This window comes from Streptomyces macrolidinus (genome assembly GCF_023887685.1).
Lineage (GTDB): Bacteria > Actinomycetota > Actinomycetes > Streptomycetales > Streptomycetaceae > Streptomyces > Streptomyces macrolidinus.
Genome location: NZ_JAMWMR010000026.1, coordinates 15,602 through 40,533, shown reverse-complemented (window position 1 = coordinate 40,533; position 24,932 = coordinate 15,602). Strand labels below are relative to the sequence as shown.

Here is a 24,932-nt window from a genome sequence, read left to right as displayed (position 1 = left end):
GACATCGAGCGTCTCTGACCACACAAGGAGAGGTTGACCCACGTGCACGACGAACTCATCGCACGGGCCAAGGCGTGGCTGGCCGAGGACCCCGACGCGGAGACCCGTGAGGAACTCGCCCAGCTCCTCGACGCCGGGGACCACGAGGAGCTCGCCGCGCGCTTCGGCGGCACCCTCCAGTTCGGCACCGCCGGGCTGCGCGGCGAACTCGGCGCCGGGCCCATGCGGATGAACCGCTCCGTGGTCATCCGCGCCGCCGCCGGGCTCGCCGCATATCTGAAGTCGAAGGGCCGGGGCGACGGCCTCGTGGTCATCGGCTACGACGCCCGCCACAAGTCGGCCGACTTCGCGCGGGACACCGCCGCCGTGATGACCGGCGCGGGCCTCAAGGCCGCCGTCCTCCCGCGTCCCCTGCCCACGCCCGTCCTCGCCTTCGCCATCCGGCACCTCGGCGCGGTCGCCGGTGTGGAGGTCACCGCCAGCCACAACCCGCCCCGGGACAACGGCTACAAGGTCTACCTCGGCGACGGCAGCCAGATCGTGCCCCCCGCGGACGCCGAGATCGCGGCCGAGATCGACGCCCTCACCACCCTCGACGCGATCCCCCGCCCGGACTCCGGCTGGGAGACGCTGGACGACAGCGTGCTCGACGCGTACCTCGCGCGGACGGACGCGGTCCTCGCGCCGGGCTCCCCGCGCACCGCCCGCACCGTCTACACGGCGATGCACGGTGTCGGCAAGGACGTCCTCCTCGCCGCCTTCGCCCGCGCCGGGTTCCCGGAGCCGGTCCTCGTCCCCGAACAGGCCGAGCCGGACCCCGACTTCCCCACCGTCGCCTTCCCCAACCCGGAAGAGCCCGGCGCCATGGACCTCGCCTTCGCGACGGCCCGTGCGGCGGACCCCGACCTGGTGATCGCCAACGATCCGGACGCCGACCGCTGCGCGGTGGCCGTCAAGGACGGCGGGAGCTGGCGGATGCTGCGGGGCGACGAGGTCGGCGCGCTGCTCGCCGCCCACCTGGTCGGGCGCGACGCGCGCGGCACCTTCGCCGAGTCGATCGTCTCCTCCTCCCTCCTCGGCCGGATCGCCGAGAAGGCGGGCCTGCCGTACGAGGAGACGCTGACCGGCTTCAAGTGGATCGCCCGGGTCGAGGGGCTGCGCTACGGCTACGAAGAGGCGCTCGGCTACTGCGTCGACCCCGAGGGTGTGCGCGACAAGGACGGCATCACGGCCGCGCTGCTGATCACCGAACTGGCCTCCGTGCTCAAGGAGTCGGGCGCGGCAGGGGGCGGCCGTACCCTCCTCGACCTCCTCGACGACCTCGCCGTGGAGCACGGGCTGCACGCCACGGACCAACTCTCGGTCCGGGTCGAGGACCTGTCGGTCATCGCGAACGCGATGCGCCGCCTGCGCGAGCAGCCCCCGGCCCGGCTCGCGGGCCTGGCGGTCACCCGCTGCGAGGACCTCAGCGCGGGCACGGACCGGCTGCCGCCCACGGACGGGCTGCGCTACACGCTCAACGGCGCCCGCGTGATCGTCCGCCCCAGCGGTACGGAGCCGAAGCTGAAGTGCTACCTGGAGGTCGTACTCCCGGTCGCCTCGCACGCCGACCTCCCGGCGGCCCGCACGCGGGCGACCGAGCTGCTGACGTCGATCAAGCGCGACCTGTCGGCGGCGGCGGGCATCTGACCTCCAGGCCTCTGGCCGAGGAACCGGCCGCCCCCGTTCTTCGACGGCGGCGGCGGCCGGTTCAGCCCACCGCGAGCAGGATCGCCAGGACCACCGCACCCGCCGCCGCGGGCCCCATCACCTCGTACGCCCAGCGCACCGTCGGCTCGCCCTGGGCGCGCTCGGACTTCTGGTGGAGGTCGGCCAGTTCACGCAGGTCGTGCATGATCTTGTCGCTCTGCGCGCGGATGGGCGCGTCCGAGGCCGCGGCGGACGAGCCCGAACGGCCCTTCTTCCCTGCCTGAGCGGCCTCCGCGGCGGCTCGGCTCTGCCGCCGCGCCGCCTTCTTGCGGGCGCGCAGCGAGACGGGGACCGCCCAGATCTGGAACTTGGCGCCGCTCGTGGTGATGACCTCGTTCGAGTAGCCGGAGCGGAGCGAGGCGACCGAGGACCAGGGCAGCACGATCACGCGGAACGGGTTGCGGATGCGCAGCCGCTCCTCGTTCGCGTACACCGCCGGGCGCAGGGTGAAGGCCATGATCAGCGGGATCAGCAGGATCAGCGCGGCGAGCGCCAGCCAGGGGGTGCGGCCGTGCCCCGAGACCAGCGCGTCGATGCCGAGCCAGAGCACGAGGCCGAGCAGCAGCACGCCGCCCACGATTCCGGCGGGCGACCGGTAGATGCGGTCCCGGGACTCGGGTGCCGAGGTGTCCGGCGCGGGCGACTGGCGATCGGGGGTCGTCATGGACTGATTCTGCACGACGGGTGCGAGGCGCTCCCCGGCCGGTCCGGTGCGAGGTGCTTCCGGGCTGGTCCCGGCTGGTACGCGACCGTGGCCCGCGCGGTGCCCGGCCGTGTCCGGTCACGCCCGCCCCCGTCCGGCGCCCGTCCGACGCCCCCTCCACGAGACCCTCCCCGGGGTGTACAGCCGCTACGCGCGTAGATATGCTCGCCTGGTGACCATGCCCCCTTCTGCACCCACTGCTGCACACGCACTCACGGACGTCACCGCGTCCGACAGCTCGCTGCGCCGCTTCCTCCATGGGCTGCCCGGCGTCGACGCGGTCGGCCTGGAGGCGCGCGCCGCCTCCCTCGGTACCCGTTCCATCAAGACCACCGCGAAGGCGTACGCCATCGACCTCGCCATCTCGATGGTCGACCTGACGACGCTGGAAGGCGCGGACACCCCGGGCAAGGTCCGGGCGCTCGGCGCCAAGGCGGTGCACCCCGACCCGACGGACCGTACGACCCCGACGACCGCGGCCGTCTGCGTCTACCCCGACATGGTGGCCGTCGCCAAGGAGGCCGTCGCGGGCTCCGGCGTGAAGGTCGCCTCGGTCGCCACCGCCTTCCCGGCGGGCCGCGTCGCGCTCGACGTGAAGCTGGCCGACGTGCGGGACGCCGTGGCCGCGGGCGCCGACGAGATCGACATGGTCATCGACCGCGGGGCGTTCCTCGCGGGCAGGTACATGAAGGTGTACGACGAGATCGTCGCCGTCAAGGAGGCCTGCGGGTCGGCCCGGCTGAAGGTCATCTTCGAGACCGGCGAGCTGTCGACGTACGACAACATCCGGCGCGCGAGCTGGCTCGGCATGCTCGCGGGCGCCGACTTCATCAAGACCTCGACCGGCAAGGTCGCCGTCAACGCGACCCCGGCCAACACCCTGCTCATGCTGGAGGCCGTACGCGACTTCCGCGCGCAGACCGGCATCCAGATCGGTGTGAAGCCCGCGGGCGGTATCCGTACCTCCAAGGACGCCGTGAAGTTCCTGGTCCTCGTCAACGAGACGGCGGGCGAGGACTGGCTGGACAACCACTGGTTCCGCTTCGGCGCCTCCTCGCTGCTGAACGATCTGCTGATGCAGCGTCAGAAGCTGGCCACCGGCCGCTACTCCGGCCCCGACTACGTGACGGTGGACTGATCACCATGGCATCCGCATTCGAGTACGCCCCCGCGCCCGAGTCCCGCTCGGTCGTCGACATCGCGCCGTCCTACGGCCTGTTCATCGACGGCGAGTTCACCGAGGCCGCGGGCGGCAAGGTCTTCAAGTCGATCAGCCCGTCCACCGAGGAGGTGCTCTCCGAGGTCGCCCAGGCCACCTCGGAGGACGTCGACCGGGCGGTCAAGGCCGCGCGCAAGGCGTTCGAGAAGTGGTCGGCGCTGCCCGGCTCCGAGCGCGCCAAGTACCTGTTCCGTATCGCCCGCATCATCCAGGAGCGCAGCCGCGAGCTGGCCGTCCTGGAGACGCTGGACAACGGCAAGCCGATCAAGGAGACCCGCGACGCGGACCTCCCGCTGGTCGCCGCGCACTTCTTCTACTACGCGGGCTGGGCCGACAAGCTGGATCACGCCGGCTTCGGGGCGAACCCCCGGCCGCTCGGTGTCGCGGGCCAGGTCATCCCCTGGAACTTCCCGCTGCTGATGCTGGCGTGGAAGATCGCCCCGGCGCTCGCCACCGGCAACACGGTCGTCCTCAAGCCTGCCGAGACCACGCCCCTGTCGGCGCTGTTCTTCGCGGACATCTGCCGCCAGGCGGGCCTGCCCAAGGGTGTCGTCAACATCCTTCCGGGCTACGGCGACACGGGCGCCGCGCTCGTCGCGCACCCGGACGTGAACAAGGTCGCGTTCACCGGCTCGACCGCCGTGGGCAAGGAGATCGCCCGTACGGTCGCGGGGACGAAGAAGAAGCTCACGCTCGAACTGGGCGGCAAGGGCGCGAACATCGTCTTCGACGACGCACCCGTGGACCAGGCCGTCGAGGGCATCGTGACCGGCATCTTCTTCAACCAGGGCCAGGTCTGCTGCGCGGGCTCCCGGCTGCTGGTCCAGGAGTCGATCCAGGACGAGCTGCTGGAGGCCCTGAAGCGGCGGCTCGGCACGCTCCGGCTGGGCGACCCGCTCGACAAGAACACGGACATCGGCGCGATCAACTCGGCCGAGCAGTTGGCCCGGATCACCGCGCTCGCCGACCAGGGCGAGGCGGAGGGCGCCGAGCGCTGGTCGCCGACCTGTGAACTGCCCACGTCCGGCTACTGGTTCGCGCCGACGCTGTTCACGAACGTCACGCAGGCGCACACCATCGCCCGGGACGAGATCTTCGGCCCGGTGCTCTCGGTCCTCACCTTCCGCACGCCGGAGGAGGCCGTCGCCAAGGCCAACAACACCCAGTACGGCCTGTCGGCGGGCATCTGGACCGAGAAGGGCTCCCGCATCCTGGCGGTGGCGAACAAGCTTCGCGCGGGTGTCGTCTGGTCCAACACGTTCAACAAGTTCGACCCGACCTCGCCGTTCGGCGGCTACAAGGAGTCGGGCTTCGGCCGCGAGGGCGGTCGCCACGGCCTGGAGGCGTACCTCGATGTCTGAGAAGACCGAAACCACTGAGCGACTCTCCGTCTTCAAGACCTACAAGCTGTACGTGGGCGGGAAGTTCCCGCGTTCCGAGAGCGGCCGGGTGTACGAGGTGACCGACGCAAAGGGCAAGTGGCTGGCGAACGCGCCCCTCTCCTCCCGCAAGGACGCCCGGGACGCCGTGGTCGCGGCGCGCAAGGCGTTCGGCGCCTGGTCGGGTGCGACGGCGTACAACCGCGGTCAGATCCTCTACCGCGTCGCCGAGATGCTGGAGGGGCGTCGCGAGCAGTTCGTACGCGAAGTCGCCGACGCGGAGGGCCTGTCGAAGTCGAAGGCCGCGGCGCAGGTGTCCGCGACGATCGACCGCTGGGTCTGGTACGCGGGCTGGACCGACAAGATCGCCCAGGTGGTCGGCGGCGGCAACCCGGTCGCGGGCCCGTTCTTCAACCTGTCGTCGCCCGAACCGACGGGCGTGGTCGCGGTCCTGGCCCCCCAGGAGTCGTCGTTCCTGGGCCTGGTCTCGGTCGTCGCCCCGGTGATCGCGACCGGCAACACGGCGGTCGTGGTGGCCTCGGAGAAGGCCCCGCTCCCCGCGCTCTCCCTGGGCGAGGTGCTGGCCACCTCCGACCTGCCGGGCGGCGTCGTGAACGTCCTCTCCGGCCGTACGGCGGAGATCGCGGCCCCGCTGGCCGCCCACCAGGACGTCAACGCGATCGACCTGGCCGGGGCCGACGAGGATCTGGCGAAGGAACTGGAGATCGCGGCGGCGGACAACCTGAAGCGCGTCCTTCGTCCACAGCCTGTGGACTACTCCGCGACGCCGGGCATCGACCGCCTGACGGCGTTCCTGGAGACGAAGACGGTCTGGCACCCGACGGGGTCGCTGGGCGCGTCGGGTTCGTCGTACTGAGAGTCCCTGTCAGCAGTGCCGCGCTTCCTCTCCGTCCGGCGGAGAGGAAGCGCGGCACTCGGCATAGACGATGCCGCGCCGCTCCCGCCGTGTGTCGTAGGCCGAAACCAGCAGGGGGATGCTTGCGTCGAAGTCTGCGACGACTTCCCCGGCACGGTCCCCGTCCGAGACAGCAAGAACACCACCGGCCCGCCTGTCCTCAGGAACGCGCTCACAGGCGGTAGTTGCCGACCGGGGGCGTCCGACGGTTCTCTCTCGCGCCGTCCTGCCGGGTCGCGATGAGGGCCAGCGCTCCGAGCACGATCAGTGCGGGTGCGCCGGAGACGGGACAGAGGATCTGCAGCGGCACACCGATGGCCAGCAGATACCAGCCAAGCTGTGCCGGGAGCCTGCCGGTGTCACGGACGAGCCGTTGGCTGAGGGTGCCCAGGGCGAGGAGGCAGAACCCCGCGAGGAAGAACCACATCTCGTACTCGCGCCGCGGCTCTCCGGAGACGGCGTTCCAGAATCCCTCGCGGGCCACATCGCCGAAGGTGCTCGAAGTGATCAGGGCAACCGCGAAGTGCACCGTGGCCAGTCCGATCACCAGTCGGGGAATCAACCGGGTCATCGTCAGCCTCCCCGATTCTCACGGCCCTTGAGCCCACTGACGGCATGTCGCCGCTCCGGGCGGCGAGGGGTGCGTGTGGAGGTGGCGACGTATGCCGTCAGCCCCCCGAGGGTCAGACACAGCGGGGAGTACAGCGACAGGTCCCAGCGTGTGAAATCGGTCGGCCTGCTGGTCAGACCGGAGGAGACCAGACCAGCCGCACCTCGCAGCAGCAGCACACCCGCGACGCCCCATACGCCCTGGCGCACCAGACGACGCGGCCGCACCTGTGGGACCAAATCGGCTTGGGCCGCGATCACATAGGACGCCGCCCCCAGTGCCGCCGCGACTGCGGCCGTCAACTCCGATGTGGGAAGCTCCTCTTCAGCGACCCCGACGACCGTACGGGCGAACTCGGCACGGTCGGCCAGCGGCCACGGAGAGAAGATCCAGATCCCGTGCAGCGCTCCGACCGCGCCGAGGCCGACTGCGGCCGTTCCACCAGCGAGTTTCGTCAACCTCATGCGGCTCCCCCAGCCTCTCCGTACACCCCTGTATGGACGGACCATACAATACTGTATGAACATGGCAAAAGGGCAGCTCACACCCCAGGACTGGTCGACGGCGGCGCTACGTGCGATGGCACGAGGCGGAGTGGCCGCGGTGTCGGTCAACGCACTCGCGCGCGAACTGGGAGCAACCCGCGGCAGCTTTTACTGGCACTTCAAGGACCGCGACGCACTCCTGACGGCCGCGCTGGACATGTGGGAGCAGAACACCACCACAGCCCTGATCTCGGAGCTGGGCGACATCACCGACCCCCGGCAGCGGCTGACGGCCCTGTTCACCGCCGCGCTGCGACGGGAAGGCATCAACGGCCTGGAGCCCGCGATCGTCGCCCACGCCGATCACCCCGCCGTCGCCCAGGTCCTGCGCCGGGTCACCGAGCGGCGGATCTCCTACCTCACGGACCTCTACGCCGACCTGGGCCTGGCCCCCGCCGCAGCCCGGCATCAGGCGGTCGCCACGTACGCGGCTTACCTCGGCTGGCACGAACTGCGCCACTCCGTCTGCGACATCGTGCCCGAAGTCGCCACCACCGGGGCCATCGCCACCGCCGCGCTCGAGCACCTCATCACCGCGCTGGCGGGACCCGCCACGCACCAGGCGGAGCCGGAATAGCGCGCGCCACCGCCCCGAGACCGCTCAGCACGAGAGCCGCGCCCCTCCACCGAGGAAGCGCGGCTCTCCGTACATCCGCCGCAGGGCTCAGTGCAGTGAGCTGAGGAGCTGGCCGACCACCGGCACACTGCCGATGGACGAGGCCTGGGCCACCGGGCGGGTCAGGGTCTGGGAGGTCAGGGGCTTGAAGTCGGAGAGTTGGGTGCCGACTCCGTTGTCGAGCGGGTCGACTCCCGTGCCCGCCAAGGGGTTCGGCTTGAGGTTCGCGAGCGGGCCGGTGACGTAGCCCACGGTTCCCGTCAGCGCCTGCAGGCCCGCCTGCGGGTCGGCCTGGCCGAGCGATGTGGACCGGGTCTCGGTTCCGGTGTCCGCCGAGGCGGCGCCCGCGCCCACCCCCAGGGCGACGCCCGTGGTCGCGAGGGCCACGAGGACGCGTCGGGCGGTGGGGGCGTGGGGGGAGGCGTGTCGTGCCATGGCTGTTGCCACCTTAGTGATTACTGGAGTGATTTCCGGTCGACTGGTCGCTTAGAGTAATGCATGCAACTCGTAGGGTAGTTGAGGTGTGATGTCCGCTCCAACGTCGACCCGCAGGGTCGGCTCGGGGCGCGCGATACGTCAGACTGGTGACTCGTGAGTTCCCAACCCTCAACCCCGGGCCCGGCCCGCGTCGTGCTGCTCTGCGGCCCCTCCGGATCCGGCAAGTCCCTTGTCGCCGCGCACTCAGGGCTGCCCGTGCTGCGGCTCGACGACTTCTACAAGGAGGGCGACGACCCCACGCTGCCGCTGGTGGCGGGGAGTTCGGACATCGACTGGGACCACCCGGGGTCATGGGACGCGGACGCCGCCCTCGCGGCCATCACCGAACTGTGCGCCAAGGGCCGTACGACGGTGCCCGTGTACGACATCTCGCTGAGCGCGCGGACGGGCGAGGAGGCCCTGGCCATCGACCGCTCGCCGATATTCATCGCGGAGGGCATCTTCGCCGCCGAGATCGTGGAGCGCTGTCGTGAACTGGGCGTCCTCGCCGACGCGTTGTGCCTCTCGCGGGGGCCCTTCACCACGTTCCGCCGCCGCTTCGTGCGCGATCTCAAGGAGGGCCGCAAGTCGGTCCCGTTCCTGCTGCGCCGCGGCGTGCGGCTGATGCGCACGGAGCGGTCGATCATCGCCCGGCAGACGGCCCTGGGCGCGTACGCCTGCGACCGGGACGAGGCGCTGGCCCGGCTGGCGGCGGCGACCACGGGGCGGCACATACCGCCGGTGAGCACGAGCGCGTAGACACGGGAAGACAGACACGGGAAGCGGGGCTGGACGGACCCCCCGGCCCTCCAGCCCCGCTGTGTTGCTCCCCCGTACTTCCCCCGTGTTCCCCGTGATTCCCCCGTTGTTCCCCCGTGAGCGCTCCCCCGCGCCCCCGTGGTCCCTCGCACTTCCCCCCGGTAGTGCTCCCCCGCACTTCCCCCGTGTCCCCCCGATCCCTCAGGCGACCAACTCCCCGAAGGACTCCTCCTCGTCACGGCCGAAGCTGAGGATCTCGTCCCCGCGCAGCCGGCGGAGCGACCGCCAGATGCTCGACTTCACCGTGCCGACACTGATGTCGAGGATCTCCGCGATCTCCGGGTCCGTGCGGCCCTCGTAGTAGCGCAGGACCAGCATGGTGCGCTGGAGTTCCGGCAGCCGGGCGAGCGCCTGCCACAGGACGGCGCGCAGCTCGGTGCCGCGCATCGCGTCCGTGTCGCCGACGGTCTCCGGCAGCTCCTCGGTCGGGTACTCGTTCAGCTTGCGGCGGCGCCACGCGCTGATGTGCAGATTGGTCATCGTCCGCCGCAGGTAGCCCCCCACCGCGGCCTTGTCCGTGATCCGGTCCCACGCCCGGTAGGTCGAGAACAGCGCGCTCTGCAGCAGGTCCTCGGCCTCGAAGCGGTCACCGGTCAGGTGGTAGGCGGTCGCGTACAGGGAGGCGCGGCGCTCCTCGACGTAGGCGGTGAACTCCGCCTCCGCCGCCGAGCGACGCTCCCCGTTGCCCTCCCCGTACGCGGCTCCCCCGTGAGCCTCTCCCCCGAACCCCCCGAGTGCGTCAACCACCACCATGTAGGGCGGACGCCCTTGCACGGATCCGGTGTGCTGACGCCCGGTACCGCGAGCGCACCCCCGCCCTCCCCCAAGCTCTCGGCTTCGCTCGAGCAGGGAGGTGCCCCCTCCAGCACCGGACTTCTCGTTCCGATCGTGCCGGGTCACATCATGCAGACGCGTGACCACTGCGCTCGTGCTGGTGCCGTGCAGCTTGTTCATCTCGCGCCCCCCGTCATGGAGTCCCGGTCCGACCGCCGCCCTGCGGAGGCGGCCTTGCTCATGTCGAAGAGCTTGCCGAAGCGACTTCATGGCGATGTCCGGCGACTGTCACAGGCCTGTCACAGCGGGCGTTCCACGTCACGTCGGAGCGTCACACAGAGGAGTTGTACGGCTACGGAGACGGGCCGGCGGGCCCCGGTCTGTGCGCGGGATGTGAGGGAGCGCTCAGGCAGTCGATACATGTCCGTGGTTTGAGCCAGAATGGCCCTCGTGCCTTCCCTGTTGCTGATCGAGGACGACGACGCCATCCGAACGGCCCTGGAGCTCTCTTTGACGCGCCAGGGTCATCGCGTGGCCACTGCTGCCACCGGCGAGGACGGTCTCAAGCTGCTGCGTGAGCAGCGCCCGGACCTGATCGTGCTGGATGTGATGCTGCCAGGCATCGACGGCTTCGAGGTGTGCCGGCGCATCCGGCGCACCGACCAGTTGCCGATCATCCTGCTGACCGCGCGCAGCGACGACATCGACGTGGTGGTCGGGCTGGAGTCCGGCGCCGACGACTATGTCGTCAAGCCGGTGCAGGGGCGGGTGCTGGACGCCCGGATCCGGGCCGTGCTGCGGCGCGGTGAGCGCGAGGCCAACGACTCGGCGACGTTCGGCAGCCTGGTCATCGACCGGGCGGCGATGACCGTCACGAAGAACGGCGACGATCTCCAACTGACGCCCACCGAGCTGCGGTTGCTGCTGGAGCTGAGCAGGCGGCCCGGTCAGGCGCTGTCGCGGCAGCAACTGCTGCGGCTGGTGTGGGAGCACGACTACCTGGGCGACTCGCGGCTCGTCGACGCGTGTGTGCAGCGGCTGCGCGCCAAGGTCGAGGACGTACCGTCGTCCCCCACGTTGATCCGTACGGTCCGTGGGGTCGGTTACCGGCTGGACGCTCCTCAGTGACGGATGCGCACGTGACGGATTCGCAAGTGGTCGGTTCTCAAGTGGCCGATGGGGAAGGAGCCGATACGCGCGTGGCCGACGCGCACGTGGCCGATGCGCAAGGAGCGCCCCGTGGCTGGGCGGCGGCCCGCAAGGTCGTGGCGTCCCGGCTGCGCTTCACGAGCCTCCGGCTGCGTCTGGTCGTGGTGTTCGGGCTCGTCGCGCTGACCGCCGCCGTGTCGGCGTCGGGCATCGCCTACTGGCTCAACCGCGAGGCCGTGCTCACCCGTACCCAGGACGCGGTGCTGCACGACTTCCAGCAGGAGATGCAGAACCGGGCGAGCGCGCTGCCCGCGCACCCGACGCAGGACGAACTCCAGCACACCGCCGGGCAGATGGCGGGCAGCAGCCAGCGCTTCAGCGTGCTGCTGGTCGCGCAGGACGAGCGCGGCAAGACGGTGGTCGGCAACTCCGAGCTGGGCACCTTCACCCTGCAGAACGTGCCGAAGTCCCTGCAGCGGGCGGTGAACAAGCAGCAGGCCGTGTCCTCGTCCAACAAGGACGCCTACCACCTGTACTGGCAGCGGATCGACGACCACGGCAAGCCGTATCTGGTCGGCGGCACGAAGGTCATCGGCGGCGGCCCCACCGGCTACATGCTCAAGTCCCTCGAACCGGAGGCCAAGGACCTCAACTCCCTTGCCTGGTCGCTCGGTATCGCCACCGCTCTCGCGCTGATCGGCTCGGCGCTGCTCGCGCAGGCCGCCGCGACGACCGTCCTCCGGCCGGTGCACCGCCTCGGCAGCGCGGCCCGGCGGCTCGGCGAGGGCAAGCTGGACACCCGGCTGCGTGTGTCCGGCACGGACGAACTGGCCGATCTGTCACGGACGTTCAACCGCGCGGCCGAGTCGCTGGAGAAGAAGGTCGCGGACATGAGTGGCCGCGAGGAGGCCTCCCGTCGCTTCGTCGCCGACATGTCCCATGAGCTGCGTACTCCGCTCACGGCGATCACCGCGGTCACCGAGGTGCTGGAGGAGGAGCTGGACGCCGAGACGGGCAGCGTCGACCCGATGATCGAGCCGGCCGTGCGCCTGGTGGTCAGCGAGACCCGGAGGCTGAACGACCTGGTCGAGAACCTGATGGAGGTCACCCGCTTCGACGCGGGCACGGCCCGGCTGGTCGTGGACGACGTGGACATCGCCGACCAGATCACCGCGTGCATCGACGCCCGCGCCTGGCTGGACGCCGTCGAACTGGACGCCGAGCGCGGCATCATGGCCCGCCTCGACCCGCGCCGCCTCGACGTGATCCTGGCGAACCTGATCGGCAACGCGCTCAAGCACGGCGGTTCGCCGGTACGGGTCCGCGTGCGCGAGGAGGGCGAGGACCTCCTCATCGCGGTGCGCGACCACGGCCCCGGTATCCCCGAGGACGTCCTGCCCCATGTCTTCGACCGCTTCTACAAGGCGAGCGCCTCGCGCCCGCGCTCCGAGGGCAGCGGCCTCGGCCTGTCCATCGCGCTGGAGAACGCGCACATCCACGGCGGCCGGATCACGGCCGCCAACTCGCCCGAGGGCGGGGCGGTGTTCACGCTGCGCCTGCCGCGCGACGCCTCGCCGCTCATCGAGGACGGGACGCGGGAGGCGAACGGCACCGAGGAGAACGCCCGATGACGCTACGCGGCGCCCATGCCTGGCTCGCCGTCCCGCTGCTGGCCGTCCTGCTGGCCGGCTGCGGCATCCGCCCGACCCAGGTGCCGACAGAATTCGGTCCCGCGCCCTCCCGGGTGCCCTGCGCGCTGTCGGGCACGGACCTGTCCGCGCAGAGCGCCCGCGGCCTGCCGGTCCAGGTCTTCCTGCTGTGCTCCTCGCAACTGGTCGCCACGGACCGCTCCGTACGCATCCCGGACGGACCGGCCGAGGGCCAGCGCCGGGTGCAGGTGGCCCAGGGGCTGCTCGACCAGCTCGCCGCGCAGCCGTCGGCCGGGGAGGCGCAGGCGGGCTACTCGACGGACGTGCTCGGCGGGATCCGGGTGAGCGGCCCGCGCGGCAAGGACCCGGAGGACACGTTCCGGCTCAGCACCCCGCCGGAGGACCTCGGCTCGTACGCCCTCGCGCAGATCGTCTGCACCTTCGCGGGCTCCGAGGCGACCGCCGCCGAGGACGGGACCGTCGTGCTCGGCGGCCCCGACCGGCCGGTGCGCCGCTACGAGTGCACGAGCCAGGTGCGCTCGCAGCCGGGCGCGGTGAAGCCGCCCTCCGGCAAGGTCGCCTGAGTCACACGCGCCCCGGCGCACCCGCCGGGGCGCGCACGGCTCGTACGTGCGCCGCTCCACTCACCCGTCCCGGTGCATTCCGGAACCGATCCCCCCGAGGCCCGCGTCTAGGGGGGCGTGCAGCGTCAAGGCTCAAACGGCGGCAGCGCCGCGAACCGCGTCCGTGTGGCAGGGGGTGTCCTCCTCGTCGCACACCTCGCGCTCGTCGCCTGGATCATGTTGCGCCCGCTGGACGTCCCGTGGGTCAGACCCGCCAATCTGCATCCGTTCGCCGGGATCAGGTCCGATCTCGCGCTCGGCTGGCCGCAGGCGACCCGTCGCGTCGGGAAGGGGCTCGCGCTGCTGGCACCGCTCGGGGTGCTGCTGCCCATGGCCGGGGGGCGGCTCGATGTCTCGCCGCTCGCCTCGCTGGCCCGTACGGTCGGCGCGGGCACCCTGATCTCCCTGGCGTTCGAGCTGCTGCAGACCGGGGTGCCCGGTCAGGTCGTGGACATCGACGCGGTGCTGCTCAACACGGTCGGAGTGGCCCTCGCGCATCTGCTGGTCGTGCCCGCGGCCCGCGCCCGGCTGCGGCGCCGGGCCCGGTGCAGGCAGCGGACCGCCGTACTCCACCCGGAGGAGCCGTCTCAGGGCCGCACCCCGACGATTCCCAGGGTGGGGATCGCTCCTTAGAGGGACGCTTGTCCCTCTTCGTCCTCGTAGCGTGGAACACGTCGACGCCACCTGTCGACTCCGCCCACGGTTCGCGAAGGAGCCCTCCCATGGCCGCACTTGCCCGCCCCACGCACGGACGGATGATCGGTGGAGTGTGCGCAGCGCTGGCACGGCGCTTCGGCACCTCCGCGACGACGATGCGCGTGATCTTCCTGGTGTCCTGTCTGCTGCCCGGCCCGCAGTGCCTGCTCTATCTGGCGCTGTGGATGCTGTTCCCGTCGGAGGAGCGCGCGGCGGCGGACGACATGCGCTGGTGACGTCCCTTCCGCTCGGCTCGTCCGCCCGCCGAGGTCGCAGAGATCGCCGAGGTCGCAGAGATCGCCGAGATCGCCGAGATCGCTGAGATCGCTGAGATCGCTGAGATCGCTGAGATATCGACATCCCGACATGCCGATGGGCGCCCCGGATCGGAGCGCCCATCGGTGCCGTACGAGCAGACGGCCGTCGTACGAGCGGGCGGCCGTCGTACGAGCGGGCGGCCGTCGTACGAGCAGCGGCCGTCGTACGAGCAGCGGCCGTCGTACGAGCAAGCCGTCTCAGCCCAGCGGAACGCCGTTCACCGGCAGGCCGTGGGTCGGCAGGCCCTTGACCGGCAGGCCGCCGAGCAGGCCGGTGACCGGCGCGGCCGGGCCGTCGGCGAGGACTCGCTGGGTGGCCGGCTGGGTGGCGGTCAGCGCCATGCCGAGCGCCCGCTGCCCCTGGCCGAGCGCCTCGCTCGCGCCCGGCAGCGACTGGGTGAGCTTGCCCGTCGGCAGCGCCTGGGTGGCGCCCACCGGCCCGGCGGCGGGCGGCGCGGCCGGGGCGGCGCTCGCGACGCCCGCGCCCGCGGCGGCGAAGGCGGCACCGAGAGCGGCGACACCGAGGGTCTTGGCAGCAGACTGCTTCATGCGATGCGTCCTTGGATCCGATGACGGGGAGCTGAGCGGTCCAAGACCGTAGACACGCCGGGGTGGGGGCCGCAAACACCCCGTGGCGGCCGGTCACGACGTTCCCGGCCGCCACGGACAGGGGGCTTCTCAGCCCTCGGAGTCCACAGAACCGCTGGTCGAAGCGGTCTGCTGGAACAGCCATGCGGACTTCAGCTCGGCGTAACCGGGCTTGATGACGTCATTGATCATCGCCAGTCGTTCATCGAAAGGAATGAACGCCGACTTCATCGCATTGACGGTGAACCACTGCAGGTCGTCGAACGTGTAGCCGAACGCCTCGACCAGGTGCACGAACTCCTGGGTCATGCTGGTGCCGGACATCAGCCGGTTGTCGGTGTTGACCGTGGCCCGGAAGTGCAGCCGCCGCAGCAGCCCGATGGGGTGGTCGGCGTACGAGGCGGCGGCGCCGGTCTGAAGGTTGGAGCTGGGGCACAGCTCCAGCGGGATGCGCTTGTCCCGTACGTACGAGGCCAGGCGGCCGAGCCGCACCGAGCCGTCCTCGGCCACCTGGATGTCGTCGATGATGCGCACCCCGTGCCCGAGCCGGTCGGCGCCGCACCACTGCAGGGCCTGCCAGATCGAGGGCAGCCCGAAGGCCTCGCCCGCGTGGATGGTGAAGTGGTTGTTCTCGCGCTTGAGGTACTCGAACGCGTCGAGGTGCCGGGTGGGAGGGTAACCGGCCTCGGCACCCGCGATGTCGAAGCCGACGACCCCGAGATCCCGGTAGCGGTTGGCGAGTTCGGCGATCTCCAGGGCGCGGGCCGCGTGCCGCATGGCGGTGAGCAGGGCGCCCACGCGGATGCGGTGGCCGTTCGCCCGCGCGCGCCGCTCGCCTTCCCGGAAGCCCTCGTTGACCGCCTCGACGACCTCTTCGAGGGTGAGCCCGCCCTCCAGGTGCTGCTCGGGCGCGTAGCGCACCTCGGCGTAGACGACGCCGTCCGCGGCGAGGTCCTCCGCGCACTCGGCCGCCACGCGCACGAGCGCCTCGCGGGTCTGCATGACGCCGACGGTGTGGGAGAAGGTCTCCAGATACCGCTCCAGGGAGCCGGAGTCGGCGGCCTCCCGGAACCAGATGCCCAGCTTCTCCGGGTCGGTCTCGGGGAGTTGTGCGTAGCTGGTCTGCCGCGCGAGTTCGACGATCGTGGCGGGGCGCAGGCCGCCGTCCAGATGGTCGTGCAGCAGGACCTTGGGTGCCCGGAGGATCTGCTCCCGGTTCGGGGTGTTCTGGTGCTGACTCGTCATTTTCGCACCCTAGCCCCTACGCGCGTAGATGTTCAGTCGGGGGGTTGTGTCGATATCCAAAGGTGATCCACCGGACGGTTCTCTACCCGAGCGCTTCTGACACTGTTCTGGGTGACTCCGCTCCAGTAGGTCCGCTCCAGTACGACAGGCCAGGGAAGCATTCCCCCACCGGCCGAGGCCGGTGGTCCCCTCACTAGGAGACTGATGGCACAGCAAGCGACGCCGGTTCGCAGAGCCCGGCTGGGCAGAGCGCTCGGTCCGGAGCCGAGGGCGGTGAGCGGCGCGGTGCTGCTGCTGCCGGGTGGCGAGGAGGCCTCCACCCGCGGGCCGTCCCCCTGGACGGCGACCACCTCCGTGCGCGGGCTCGGCCGCCGTCTCGCACGCGCGGGGCACCGCGACGGTCTCGTCAGCCACGCGGTGCACTACCGCTACCGGGGCTGGAACGACGACGAGGCGCACCTGGCGCAGGACGCCACCTGGGCCGCGGACGAGGTCGTACGGCGCTACGGGGACGTGCCGGTCTGCCTCGTCGGCCTCGCCATGGGCGGCCGGGCGGCGCTGCGCGCGGCCGGGCACACGGCCGTCACCTCCGTGCTGGCGCTGGCGCCCTGGCTGCCCGAGGACGGCAGGGCGGCGACGCTCGAACCGGTCAAGCAGCTCGTCGGGCGGCGGGTCATGATCGTCCACGGCACCAGCGACACCCGCGCGGACCCGGAGCGGTCGTTCCGGCTGGCGGCGCGCGCGAAGAAGACGAACCGCGACATCTGCCGCTTCGAGGTGCACTCCGACGGGCACGGGCTGCGCCACTACCGGTCCGAAGTGCACGCGCTGGCCGAGAACTTCGTGCTGGGCGCGCTGTTCGGGCGGGCCTTCGCCCGGCCGGTGGAGGACGCCCTGGCGGCCCCGCCGCCGCTGGGGTTGCGGATGCCGCTCGCGGCGGGGTTCGGGCGGACGCTCAAGAAGTGAGGGGCCCCCGCACGCGCCCTCGACCGGGCAGCAGGCGTCATCAGCCGGGCAGCAGCCGTCCCCGTCTCGACAGCAGGAACTTCTTGAACGCGGCGACCGGCGGGGTGTCGACATGTCCCTCCAGCCATGCCACCCCGATCTCGCGCACGGCCCGCGGCGCCGTGACCGTCAGTTCCACGACGCCGGGGCGCGGCACCGCGGGCGGCGGCAGCAGCGCCACGCCGAGCCCCGCCGCGACCAGCCCGCGCAGCGTCTCCGCCTCCTCGCCCTCGAAGGCGACCCGGGGGACGAACCCGGCCTGGCGGCAGAGGTCGTCGGTGATGCGCCGTAGTCCGTAGCCGGGTTCGAGGGTCACGAAGGCCTCCTCGGCGGCCTCGGCGAGCCGGATGCGCTTGCGGCCCGCGAGCCGGTGGTCGGCGGGCACCACGAGCCGCAGCTTCTGCTCGTCGATCCGGCGGGCGACCAGACCGGGGGCGTCGGGCACCGGGGAGGTCAGGCACAGGTCCAACTCCCCCGCGCGCAGGCGCTCCAGCATCGCCTCGCCGTAGTTCTGCACGAGGCTGAAGCGCACGCGCGGGTGGTCGGCGCGGAAGGCGTGGATCAGCGAGGGCACGGTCTCGGCGCCCATCGTGTGCAGGAAGCCGAAGGCGACCTTCCCGGCGGCCGGGTCGGTGTCCGCGCGTACCTCCTCGGCGGCCCGCTCGATCTCCGCGAGGGCACGCTCGACGGCGGCGAGGAACGTCCGGCCGACCGGGGTGAGCGCGACCGTCCGGCCCCGGCGGGCGAACAGCTCGACGCCCAGGTCCTCTTCGAGCCGGACGAGCGCGCGGGACAGCGTGGACTGCGGGACCTGCATCTCCTGCGCGGCACGTGTGACGTGCTCGGTACGGGCCACTCCGGCGAAGTACGCCAGGCGTGGCGCGAGCAGCGCGACGATGTCTTCTGTGTCACCGGACGGTGACAGGCGGGCCGCTGGCCTCTGCTGATGCATCATGGGAATGATTATGCGGATTCTGTGCATTGGACGCATGAGCGGCGGGTCCGTACGTTCTAAGCATGCCTGCCGCTGATACCAAGGCGTCCACTCCCGTGGGCGCCGACCCCGTCCCCTCCGTCGACTCCCGTATGACCCCGGGCGGCCCCGGTTACCGCCGGATGAGCCTCGCCCTGTTCCTGGCGGGGGTCGCGACCTTCGCCCTCCTCTACTCCACGCAGGCCCTGCTGCCGCTCGTCTCCCGCGACTTCGGGGCCACGGCGAGCGCCGCGAGTTGGACGGTGTCGGGCGCGACGGGCGCGCTGGCCCTGTTCGTCCTCCCCATGAGCGCCCTGTCCGAGCGCTTCGGACGGCGCACGCTGATGACGGCGTCGCTGGCGGTCGCGGTGACCGTCGGTCTGCTGGTCCCCTTCGCCCCGACGCTGGGCACGCTGATCGCGCTGCGGGCGGTGCAGGGCGCGGCCCTCGCGGGACTGCCCGCGTCGGCGACCGCGTATCTGGCCGAGGAGGTCAGCCCGCGGGCCCTGATCACGGCGATCGGCCTGTTCGTGGCGGGCAACAGCGTCGGCGGGATGAGCGGCCGGATCATCACCGGCTGGGTCGCGCAGGAGTGGGGCTGGCGGGTGGCCGTGGGTACCGTCGGGGTGATCGCGGTCGGCTGCGCGGTGGCCTTCCGCCTCCTGCTGCCGACGCCGAGGCACTTCGAGCCGGGCTCGCTGCGCCCGCGCGTGCTCGCCCGCTCGGTCCGTGACCACCTCTCCGATCCGCTGCTGCGCAGGCTGTACGCGATCGGGGCGCTGTTCATGATGGTGTTCGGCGGGGTCTACACGGTGATCGGCTACCGCCTCACCGAGGCGCCGTTCTCCCTGCCGCAGGGCATCATCGGCTCGATCTTCCTGGTGTATCTGGTGGGCACGGTGTCGGCGTCGACCGCCGGTCGGCTGGTGGGCCGTCTGGGCCGCCGCGGCGCGCTCTACCTCGCGGGCGGTACGACGACGGCGGGCCTGCTGCTCTCCCTGGTGCCCGTGCTGCCGCTGGTGCTGCTCGGTCTGGTCCTGATCACGGCGGGCTTCTTCGCGGGCCACGCGGTCGCGTCGTCGGCGGTCAGCCACACGGCGAAGCGGGGCCGCGCCCAGGCCGCCGCCCTCTACCAGTCGTCGTACTACATCGGCTCCAGCGCGGGCAGCACGCTCGGCGCGGTCGCCTTCCACGCCTCCGGCTGGGCCGGAACGGTCGGCATGGGTCTGCTGGCGGTGGCCGGTGTCGTGACGATCACGGTGCTGGGGTCGAGGGCGGCGCGAGCCGAGCGGTGCCTCGCGACGGCCTGATCCGAAGCGACGGCCTGATCCGATACGGCATTCCCCCTGGTCGGCGCCTGTTGTCAGTGGTCGCGTATAGCGTCCGCCCGAACGACTGGGCCGAGCAGGGGGTTTCGTACATGCAGTTCCGGATCGATCGCGGCGATCTCACCGAGGCCGTGGGGTGGGCGGCCCGTGTGCTGCCCGCGCGGACGACCGTGCCGGTGCTGGGCGGGCTGCTCCTCGAGGCGGCCGACGGACGGCTGAACGTCTCCGGGTTCGACCTGGAGACGGCGGCGTGCGTCGAGACCGAGGCGGAGACGACGGTCGGCGGACAGGTGATCGTCCTCGGGCGCAGACTGCTGGACATCTGCCGGGTCCTGCCCGCCGGGCCGGTCAGTTGCGCCCTGGAGGGCAGCCGGTTCACGGTGGAGGCGGGCGGTACGCGCTTCGGGCTCTCGACGCTGCCGCGGGAGGAGTACCCGACGCTGCCGACGGCGCCGCAGCCGTACGCGAGCGTGGACGCCGCCGCGTTCGCGACCGCCGTCGCCCAGGTAGCCGTCGCCGCGGGCCGCGACGACACGCTGCCCGCGCTGACCGGGGTCCAACTGACCCTGGACGGCGGGACGATGACGCTGGCCGCGTCGGACCGCTACCGGTATGCCGTACGGCGGCTGGAGTGGAAGCCGGAGGCCGCCGCCGGCGACGACCCGGTGGAGGCGCTGCTGCCCGCGCGCCGACTGCTCGACGTGACGCGGTCGTTGTCGCGCTCCGGGCGGGTGCACATCGGGCTCGACGGGGGTCTGATCGGCTTCGCCGGGGGCGACATACGGGCGACGGTGCGGCTGCTGGAGGGGCGACTGCCGCGCTACGGCTCGCTGTTCGACATGGCGGGAGCCACGGTCGCCGAGGTGGCGTGCGAGGAGCTGGTGGAGGCCGTGCGACGGGTCGCGGTGGTGGCGGAGGCCAACAGTCCGGTGCGGCTGGACTTCTCGGCGGACGGGTCCGTGCTGCTGGGGGCGGGCTACGGGGACGACGTCGCCGCGCAGCGGTTGCCCGCCACGCTGAGCGGCGCGGAGGAGGCGTCCGTGGCCTTCAATCCGGCGTATCTGCTGGACGCGTTGGGCTCCTTCGAGACGCCGCGGGTGCGGATGGAACTGCTGGGGGTGGGCCAGCGGGCGCTGCTCACCGGGCTGGGGTCCGAGGCGGACGGTGACGGCGGTGGCAGCGGGGCGCGCCCGGTCCACCAGCATCTGCTCATGTCCGTACGGCAGTTGGGCTGACCTGGGCATTCCTCTGCTTCGGGGGCCGTTGTCAGTGGCCTGTTGTAGGTTCCGAAGTGCTGGGGCGCGACGGGCGCGAGCGAGTACGGCCACAGGGGTGGGTGGACCATGAGTGACGGTACGGCGGCGGTGGAGGACCTCGACGTCCGGCTGGAGAAGCACCGGACCGAGCTGACGGGGTACTGCTACCGGATGCTCGGGTCCTCCTTCGAGGCCGAGGACGCGGTGCAGGACACGATGGTCCGGGCCTGGCGGAGCTATGAGAAGTTCGAGGGCCGCTCCTCCCTGCGCTCCTGGCTGTACCGCATCGCGACCAACGTCTGTCTGGACATGCTGAACGCGGGCAACAAGCGGGCCCGCCCGATGGATCTGACGGACGCCACGCCGCTGGCCCAGGCCGCCCTCACCCCCCGCCCGGACCACACGTGGCTGGAGCCGATGCCGGACGCGCGCGTGCTGCCGACGGTGGGCGACCCGGCGGAGGCCGCGGTGGCGAAGGAGTCGGTGCGGCTCGCGTTCATGGCCGCCCTGCAGCAACTGCCGCCCAAGCAGCGGGCGGTGCTCATCCTGCGCGAGGTGCTGGCGTGGAAGGCGAGCGAGGTCGCCGAGCTGCTCGGCACCTCGGTCGCGTCGGTCAACAGCGCGCTCCAGCGGGCCCGCGCGACGCTGGCCGAGCGAAACGAGCAGGGCGCCGACGCCGCCGTGTCCGACTCCCTGGACGAGGAGCAGCGGGGGCTCCTGGAGCGCTATGTGGCGGCCTTCGAGGGGTACGACATGACGGCGCTGACGGCGCTGCTGCACGAGGACGCGGTGATGACGATGCCGCCGTTCGACCTGTGGCTGCGCGGCACGCCGGACATCACGGGGTTCATGACCACGCTCGGTTCCGCCTGCGCGGGCTCGCGTCTGCTGCCCGTGGAGGTCAACGGCCTGCCGGGCTTCGCGCAGTACAAGCCGGACCCGGAGACGGGTGGTCTCACGGCGTGGGCGATCCAGGCCCTGGAGACCTCAGAGGGCAGGATCACCGGGCTCCACTGCTTCCTCGACACCCAGCGGTGGTTCCCGCTGTTCGGCCTGCCCCTCCAGTTCGAAACGGAGGCCGACGAGGTCCAGCAGGGCGAGTAGCCCGGGGTCGGGGCCGCGGAGCAGGACGCGGCCCCCGGCCCGCCGCGCGGTGAGCCGCACCCTCGCCAGCAGCTCGACGGCGCCCAGGCAGGGCGGTCCCAGCCCGGCCACATCGCACACCACGGCCCCGGCCCGGCTCGCTCGCAGCAGCCCGCGCACATCGTCGCACCGCCTCCTCACCTCCTCCCGGGTAGGGGGTCCTGTGAGCACGAGCACGGCGGGTGTTCCGGTCTCCACGATCCCTAGACCGACGCGTCGGGCGTAACTCATCGGAATCGGAGGCGAGGGGGCCGCGTGCAGGGGGTGTTGACCGGGTTCGCGGTGATCGCGGTCGTGATCGGGGTCGGCTACGCGCTCGGGCGGCGCGGCTCACTCGGCGGCCAGGGCGGCGAGGTGCTGACCCGGCTGGCCTTCCAAGTGGCGACCCCCGCCCTGCTGTTCACCACGCTGGCCCGGGCCGATCTGTCGGTGGTCTTCTCCAGCCGCCTGCTGGTGACGGCGCTGAGCACGGCGGCGGCCGGGGGCGTCTTCGTGGCGGTCGGCACCGTCCGCCGCTGGGGCGTGGGCCGTACGACGATCGGCGCGCTGTGCTCCGGCTACGTCAACTCCGGCAATCTCGGCATCCCGATCGCCGCGTACGTCCTGGGCGATGCCTCGCTGGTGGCGCCGGTCCTGCTGTTCCAGCAGATCGTGGTCACACCCATCGCCCTGACGGTCCTCGATCTCTCCGGCGCGGGTGCTCGACTCCCGCTGTGGCAACGCCTGTTGACGCCGCTGCGCAACCCGATCGCGGTGGGCGCGCTGAGCGGGGTCCTGATCTCGGCGAGTTCACTGCATGTCCCCGAGCCGGTCATGGAGCCTCTCACCCTGATCGCCGACATGTCCGTCCCGGCCGTCCTGCTGGCCTTCGGCATCGCCCTGCACGGCAGCGGAACCCCTGGCCGGGGCGGCGACCGCCCGCTGGTGCTGCTCTCGGTCGCCCTGAAGTCGGTGGGCCAGCCCCTGGCGGCCTGGGCCCTGGCAACGACCGCGTTCGGCCTGCACGGCGCCCGACTGCTCGACGTGGTGGTCACGGCAGCCCTGCCCGCGGCCCAGAACCTCTTCACCTACGCGAGCCGCTACCGGGTGGGCGAGTCCCTGGCCCAGCAGTCGATCCTGCTGTCGACGCTGCTGTCGGTGCCGGTGCTGGTGGGGGTGGCGGCGTGGCTGGGGTGAGGGGCCGTCAGCCGACGGGGAACTCTTCGGTGTCGATCACGAGGTCGAAGGGGGCGGGGAGCTCGATGGGGTCGCCGAACTTGCCTGCGCGCAGAACCCGGTAGACATCGCCCTTGGGCTCGCCGTACAGCGTGACCGTAGGCCCACCGGGGGCCCAGTTGTCGACGAGGAGGTAGAGGGGGATACCCGCAGTCGCGTAGGCGACGGCCTTGCTGACGCGATCGTGGCGGGCGCTGGCACGCGACGTCACTTCGACGACGAGTTCAGCGAGGCCTGCTGGGATGTGGGTATCCACCTTTGCATCATCCGGTAGCGGGGTCACCACGAGGTCCGGCATCAGCATGCCCAGACAGGAGGGCACAGCGATCGCCAACCTCTGGAAGATTCCCCAGTCTTCAGGAATCACCGAGTAGAGGCGACGCTGGATGTCGGACGCGATCAAGTTGTGCCGACACGCCGGAGCAGGTGACACGGTGATGATCCCCTCGATGATCTCCACCTTGTTGCCCTCGGGCCACTCCATGTCCTCCCAGAACGGGACGAGGTCGCCCCAGCTCTGGTCGGGCTTCTCGCTTACGGTCAGTGTCCTCATGGCAGTCTCCCCTCGGTGCATCACGGATCCCAACACACCGAACGGGACCGGTGGCAGTCCACCGATCCCGTTCACCCGAAAGGGGAAGTGCCTGGTCAGGCGATACGTTCCAGCACCACCGGCGACGCCGTGAAGTCCGTGCCCGGTGCCGCGATGTCGTACGAAGCCTCCAGCGACTCAAGGGCGTACGCGAAGCGCTCGGGGGTGTCCGTGTGCAGGGTGAGGAGCGGCTGGCCCGCCGTCACCTGGTCGCCCGGCTTGGCGTGCATCTCGACGCCCGCCGCCGCCTGCACCGGGTCCTCCTTGCGGGCGCGGCCCGCGCCCAGGCGCCAGGCGGCGACGCCGATGTCGTAGGCGTCCAGCCGGGTCAGGACACCCGACGACGGCGCGGTGATCACATGCTGCTCGCGGGAGGTGGGCAGCGGCGCGTCCGGGTCCCCGCCCTGGGCGGAGATCATGCGGCGCCACACGTCCATGGCCGAGCCGTCGGCGAGGGCCTTGGCCGGGTCCGCGTCCTTGAGCCCGGCCGCGTCCAGCATCTCGCGCGCGAGGGCCAGGGTCAGCTCGACCACGTCCGCCGGGCCGCCGCCCGCCAGGACCTCCACCGACTCGCGGACCTCCAGCGCGTTGCCCGCCGTCAGGCCGAGCGGCGTCGCCATGTCCGTGAGCAGCGCGACCGTCCGCACCCCGTGGTCCGTGCCCAGGCCGACCATCGTGGAGGCCAGTTCGCGCGCGTTCTCGATCGTCTTCATGAAGGCGCCGCTGCCCACCTTCACGTCGAGGACCAGCGAGCCCGTCCCCTCCGCGATCTTCTTGGACATGATGGACGAGGCGATCAGCGGGATGGCCTCCACCGTGCCCGTGACATCGCGCAGCGCGTAGAGCTTCTTGTCCGCGGGCGCGAGCCCGTCGCCCGCCGCGCAGACCACCGCACCGGTGGTGTCGAGGACGTGCAGCATCTCCTCGTTCGACAGCAGCGCGCGCCAGCCGGGGATCGACTCCAGCTTGTCCAGCGTGCCGCCGGTGTGGCCGAGGCCGCGGCCCGACAACTGCGGGACGGCCGCGCCGCAGGCGGCGACCAGCGGGGCGAGCGGCAGCGTGATCTTGTCGCCGACGCCGCCCGTGGAGTGCTTGTCGGCCGTCGGGCGGGACAGCGAGGAGAAGTCCATGCGCTCGCCCGAGGCGATCATGGCGGCGGTCCAGCGGGCGATCTCGCGCCGGTTCATGCCGTTCAGCAGGATCGCCATGGCCAGCGCGGACATCTGCTCGTCGGCGACCTCGCCCCGGGTGTAGGCGTCGACGACCCAGTCGATCTGCTCGTCGCTCAGCTCACCGCGGTCCCGCTTGGTACGGATGACGGAGATGGCGTCCATGGCATTCCTTCC

General features: G+C 71.5%; 28 protein-coding genes. 17 read left to right on the top strand and 11 right to left on the bottom strand.

What is annotated here, in order from left to right:
- Window positions 1–42 precede the first annotated feature (42 nt).
- On the top strand, window positions 43–1,689 hold the full coding sequence (locus tag NGF19_RS24270) for a phospho-sugar mutase (RefSeq protein ID WP_252427472.1): 1,647 nt from the start codon (window positions 43–45) through the stop codon (window positions 1,687–1,689).
- Between the two features lie 61 nt (window positions 1,690–1,750).
- Here NGF19_RS24270 and NGF19_RS24265 read toward each other — a convergent pair whose 3' ends face one another.
- Window positions 1,751–2,413 carry a PH domain-containing protein gene (locus tag NGF19_RS24265; protein ID WP_252427403.1) on the bottom strand — a complete coding sequence of 221 codons (663 nt, stop codon included), beginning with the start codon at window positions 2,411–2,413 and terminating at the stop codon, window positions 1,751–1,753.
- A 217-nt stretch (window positions 2,414–2,630) separates the two neighbouring features.
- Here NGF19_RS24265 and deoC point away from each other — a divergent pair, with 217 nt between their 5' ends.
- The 4 genes from deoC to NGF19_RS24245 are packed head-to-tail and all read left to right on the top strand — an operon-like array spanning window position 2,631 to window position 6,209.
- Window positions 2,631–3,590: a deoxyribose-phosphate aldolase gene (gene deoC, locus NGF19_RS24260; protein ID WP_252427470.1), complete on the top strand. Its 960-nt coding sequence runs from the start codon at window positions 2,631–2,633 to the stop codon at window positions 3,588–3,590.
- 5 nt (window positions 3,591–3,595) lie between these two features.
- Window positions 3,596–5,032 (top strand): aldehyde dehydrogenase family protein, encoded by a 1,437-nt coding sequence (locus NGF19_RS24255; RefSeq protein ID WP_252427402.1) that lies wholly within the window; start codon window positions 3,596–3,598, stop codon window positions 5,030–5,032.
- Window positions 5,025–5,927, top strand: coding sequence for an aldehyde dehydrogenase family protein (locus tag NGF19_RS24250; protein WP_252427401.1), 903 nt, complete (start codon window positions 5,025–5,027; stop codon window positions 5,925–5,927). Before NGF19_RS24255 ends, NGF19_RS24250 begins: the two co-directional genes overlap by 8 nt.
- Window positions 5,928–5,942: 15 nt before the next feature.
- A complete protein-coding gene (locus NGF19_RS24245; RefSeq protein ID WP_308288525.1) occupies window positions 5,943–6,209 on the top strand; it encodes a DUF397 domain-containing protein in 267 nt (88 codons plus the stop codon).
- On the opposite strand, the gene NGF19_RS24240 is transcribed toward NGF19_RS24245, so the two are convergent.
- Window positions 6,139–6,537: a DUF6463 family protein gene (locus NGF19_RS24240; protein WP_252427400.1), complete on the bottom strand. Its 399-nt coding sequence runs from the start codon at window positions 6,535–6,537 to the stop codon at window positions 6,139–6,141. The two genes, NGF19_RS24245 and NGF19_RS24240, sit on opposite strands and share 71 nt — an antisense overlap.
- A 2-nt stretch (window positions 6,538–6,539) precedes the next feature.
- On the bottom strand, window positions 6,540–7,034 hold the full coding sequence (locus tag NGF19_RS24235) for a DUF3995 domain-containing protein (protein ID WP_252427399.1): 495 nt from the start codon (window positions 7,032–7,034) through the stop codon (window positions 6,540–6,542).
- Between the two features lie 67 nt (window positions 7,035–7,101).
- Here NGF19_RS24235 and NGF19_RS24230 point away from each other — a divergent pair, with 67 nt between their 5' ends.
- Window positions 7,102–7,698 carry a TetR/AcrR family transcriptional regulator gene (locus tag NGF19_RS24230; RefSeq protein WP_252427398.1) on the top strand — a complete coding sequence of 199 codons (597 nt, stop codon included), beginning with the start codon at window positions 7,102–7,104 and terminating at the stop codon, window positions 7,696–7,698.
- An 87-nt stretch (window positions 7,699–7,785) separates the two neighbouring features.
- Here NGF19_RS24230 and NGF19_RS24225 read toward each other — a convergent pair whose 3' ends face one another.
- Window positions 7,786–8,172 carry a hypothetical protein gene (locus tag NGF19_RS24225; protein WP_252427397.1) on the bottom strand — a complete coding sequence of 129 codons (387 nt, stop codon included), beginning with the start codon at window positions 8,170–8,172 and terminating at the stop codon, window positions 7,786–7,788.
- Window positions 8,173–8,328: 156 nt separating this feature from the next.
- On the opposite strand from NGF19_RS24225, the gene NGF19_RS24220 reads away from it, so the two are divergent.
- A complete protein-coding gene (locus NGF19_RS24220) occupies window positions 8,329–8,973 on the top strand; it encodes a uridine kinase family protein (protein ID WP_252427396.1) in 645 nt (214 codons plus the stop codon).
- A gap of 201 nt (window positions 8,974–9,174) precedes the next feature.
- Here NGF19_RS24220 and NGF19_RS24215 read toward each other — a convergent pair whose 3' ends face one another.
- The gene (locus tag NGF19_RS24215) at window positions 9,175–9,987 is read right to left on the bottom strand and encodes a SigE family RNA polymerase sigma factor (RefSeq protein ID WP_252427395.1); all 813 of its coding nucleotides are present in this window, start codon (window positions 9,985–9,987) and stop codon (window positions 9,175–9,177) included.
- Between the two features lie 270 nt (window positions 9,988–10,257).
- Between NGF19_RS24215 and afsQ1 the strand changes: the two genes are divergently transcribed.
- The 5 genes from afsQ1 to NGF19_RS24190 all read left to right on the top strand — a co-directional run bounded on the left by afsQ1 (window position 10,258) and on the right by NGF19_RS24190 (window position 14,160).
- Window positions 10,258–10,935, top strand: a complete 678-nt coding sequence (gene afsQ1 / locus NGF19_RS24210) for a two-component system response regulator AfsQ1 (RefSeq protein ID WP_252427394.1) — start codon at window positions 10,258–10,260, stop codon at window positions 10,933–10,935.
- Window positions 10,833–12,587 (top strand): ATP-binding protein, encoded by a 1,755-nt coding sequence (locus NGF19_RS24205; protein WP_372505763.1) that lies wholly within the window; start codon window positions 10,833–10,835, stop codon window positions 12,585–12,587. The genes afsQ1 and NGF19_RS24205 overlap by 103 nt, the downstream gene beginning before the upstream one ends.
- Window positions 12,584–13,189, top strand: a complete 606-nt coding sequence (locus NGF19_RS24200) for a hypothetical protein (protein WP_252427393.1) — start codon at window positions 12,584–12,586, stop codon at window positions 13,187–13,189. Before NGF19_RS24205 ends, NGF19_RS24200 begins: the two co-directional genes overlap by 4 nt.
- 117 nt (window positions 13,190–13,306) lie before the next feature.
- Window positions 13,307–13,861 (top strand): VanZ family protein, encoded by a 555-nt coding sequence (locus tag NGF19_RS24195; RefSeq protein WP_252427392.1) that lies wholly within the window; start codon window positions 13,307–13,309, stop codon window positions 13,859–13,861.
- Window positions 13,862–13,950: 89 nt separating this feature from the next.
- Window positions 13,951–14,160 carry a PspC domain-containing protein gene (locus NGF19_RS24190; protein ID WP_252427391.1) on the top strand — a complete coding sequence of 70 codons (210 nt, stop codon included), beginning with the start codon at window positions 13,951–13,953 and terminating at the stop codon, window positions 14,158–14,160.
- A 279-nt stretch (window positions 14,161–14,439) separates the two neighbouring features.
- Here NGF19_RS24190 and NGF19_RS24185 read toward each other — a convergent pair whose 3' ends face one another.
- Together NGF19_RS24185 and NGF19_RS24180 are read right to left on the bottom strand one after the other, a co-directional pair.
- Window positions 14,440–14,790 carry an ATP-binding protein gene (locus NGF19_RS24185; protein WP_252427390.1) on the bottom strand — a complete coding sequence of 117 codons (351 nt, stop codon included), beginning with the start codon at window positions 14,788–14,790 and terminating at the stop codon, window positions 14,440–14,442.
- A 129-nt stretch (window positions 14,791–14,919) separates the two neighbouring features.
- Window positions 14,920–16,074, bottom strand: a complete 1,155-nt coding sequence (locus tag NGF19_RS24180; protein WP_252427389.1) for an adenosine deaminase — start codon at window positions 16,072–16,074, stop codon at window positions 14,920–14,922.
- A gap of 204 nt (window positions 16,075–16,278) precedes the next feature.
- Here NGF19_RS24180 and NGF19_RS24175 point away from each other — a divergent pair, with 204 nt between their 5' ends.
- Complete coding sequence (locus NGF19_RS24175; protein ID WP_252427388.1) at window positions 16,279–17,040, top strand: prolyl oligopeptidase family serine peptidase; 762 nt, start codon at window positions 16,279–16,281, stop codon at window positions 17,038–17,040.
- Window positions 17,041–17,080: 40 nt separating this feature from the next.
- Here the strand turns inward: NGF19_RS24175 and NGF19_RS24170 are convergent, their stop codons facing one another.
- Window positions 17,081–18,034: a LysR family transcriptional regulator gene (locus NGF19_RS24170; RefSeq protein WP_252427387.1), complete on the bottom strand. Its 954-nt coding sequence runs from the start codon at window positions 18,032–18,034 to the stop codon at window positions 17,081–17,083.
- Window positions 18,035–18,096: 62 nt separating this feature from the next.
- On the opposite strand from NGF19_RS24170, the gene NGF19_RS24165 reads away from it, so the two are divergent.
- The 3 genes from NGF19_RS24165 to NGF19_RS24155 all read left to right on the top strand — a co-directional run bounded on the left by NGF19_RS24165 (window position 18,097) and on the right by NGF19_RS24155 (window position 21,740).
- Window positions 18,097–19,362: an MFS transporter gene (locus tag NGF19_RS24165; protein WP_252427386.1), complete on the top strand. Its 1,266-nt coding sequence runs from the start codon at window positions 18,097–18,099 to the stop codon at window positions 19,360–19,362.
- Between the two features lie 110 nt (window positions 19,363–19,472).
- The gene (dnaN, locus tag NGF19_RS24160) at window positions 19,473–20,615 is read left to right on the top strand and encodes a DNA polymerase III subunit beta (RefSeq protein WP_252427385.1); all 1,143 of its coding nucleotides are present in this window, start codon (window positions 19,473–19,475) and stop codon (window positions 20,613–20,615) included.
- 108 nt (window positions 20,616–20,723) lie between these two features.
- Window positions 20,724–21,740, top strand: a complete 1,017-nt coding sequence (locus NGF19_RS24155) for a sigma-70 family RNA polymerase sigma factor (protein ID WP_252427384.1) — start codon at window positions 20,724–20,726, stop codon at window positions 21,738–21,740.
- On the opposite strand, the gene NGF19_RS24150 is transcribed toward NGF19_RS24155, so the two are convergent.
- Window positions 21,624–22,010, bottom strand: a complete 387-nt coding sequence (locus NGF19_RS24150; protein WP_252427383.1) for an STAS domain-containing protein — start codon at window positions 22,008–22,010, stop codon at window positions 21,624–21,626. The two genes, NGF19_RS24155 and NGF19_RS24150, sit on opposite strands and share 117 nt — an antisense overlap.
- 24 nt (window positions 22,011–22,034) lie before the next feature.
- On the opposite strand from NGF19_RS24150, the gene NGF19_RS24145 reads away from it, so the two are divergent.
- A complete protein-coding gene (locus NGF19_RS24145; RefSeq protein ID WP_252427382.1) occupies window positions 22,035–22,955 on the top strand; it encodes an AEC family transporter in 921 nt (306 codons plus the stop codon).
- Between the two features lie 7 nt (window positions 22,956–22,962).
- Here the strand turns inward: NGF19_RS24145 and NGF19_RS24140 are convergent, their stop codons facing one another.
- Together NGF19_RS24140 and NGF19_RS24135 are read right to left on the bottom strand one after the other, a co-directional pair.
- Entirely contained in the window at window positions 22,963–23,547 is a 585-nt protein-coding gene (locus NGF19_RS24140) for a Uma2 family endonuclease (protein WP_252427381.1), read from the bottom strand.
- Between the two features lie 95 nt (window positions 23,548–23,642).
- A complete protein-coding gene (locus tag NGF19_RS24135) occupies window positions 23,643–24,920 on the bottom strand; it encodes a thymidine phosphorylase (RefSeq protein ID WP_252427380.1) in 1,278 nt (425 codons plus the stop codon).
- Between the last annotated feature and the right edge of the window lie 12 nt (window positions 24,921–24,932).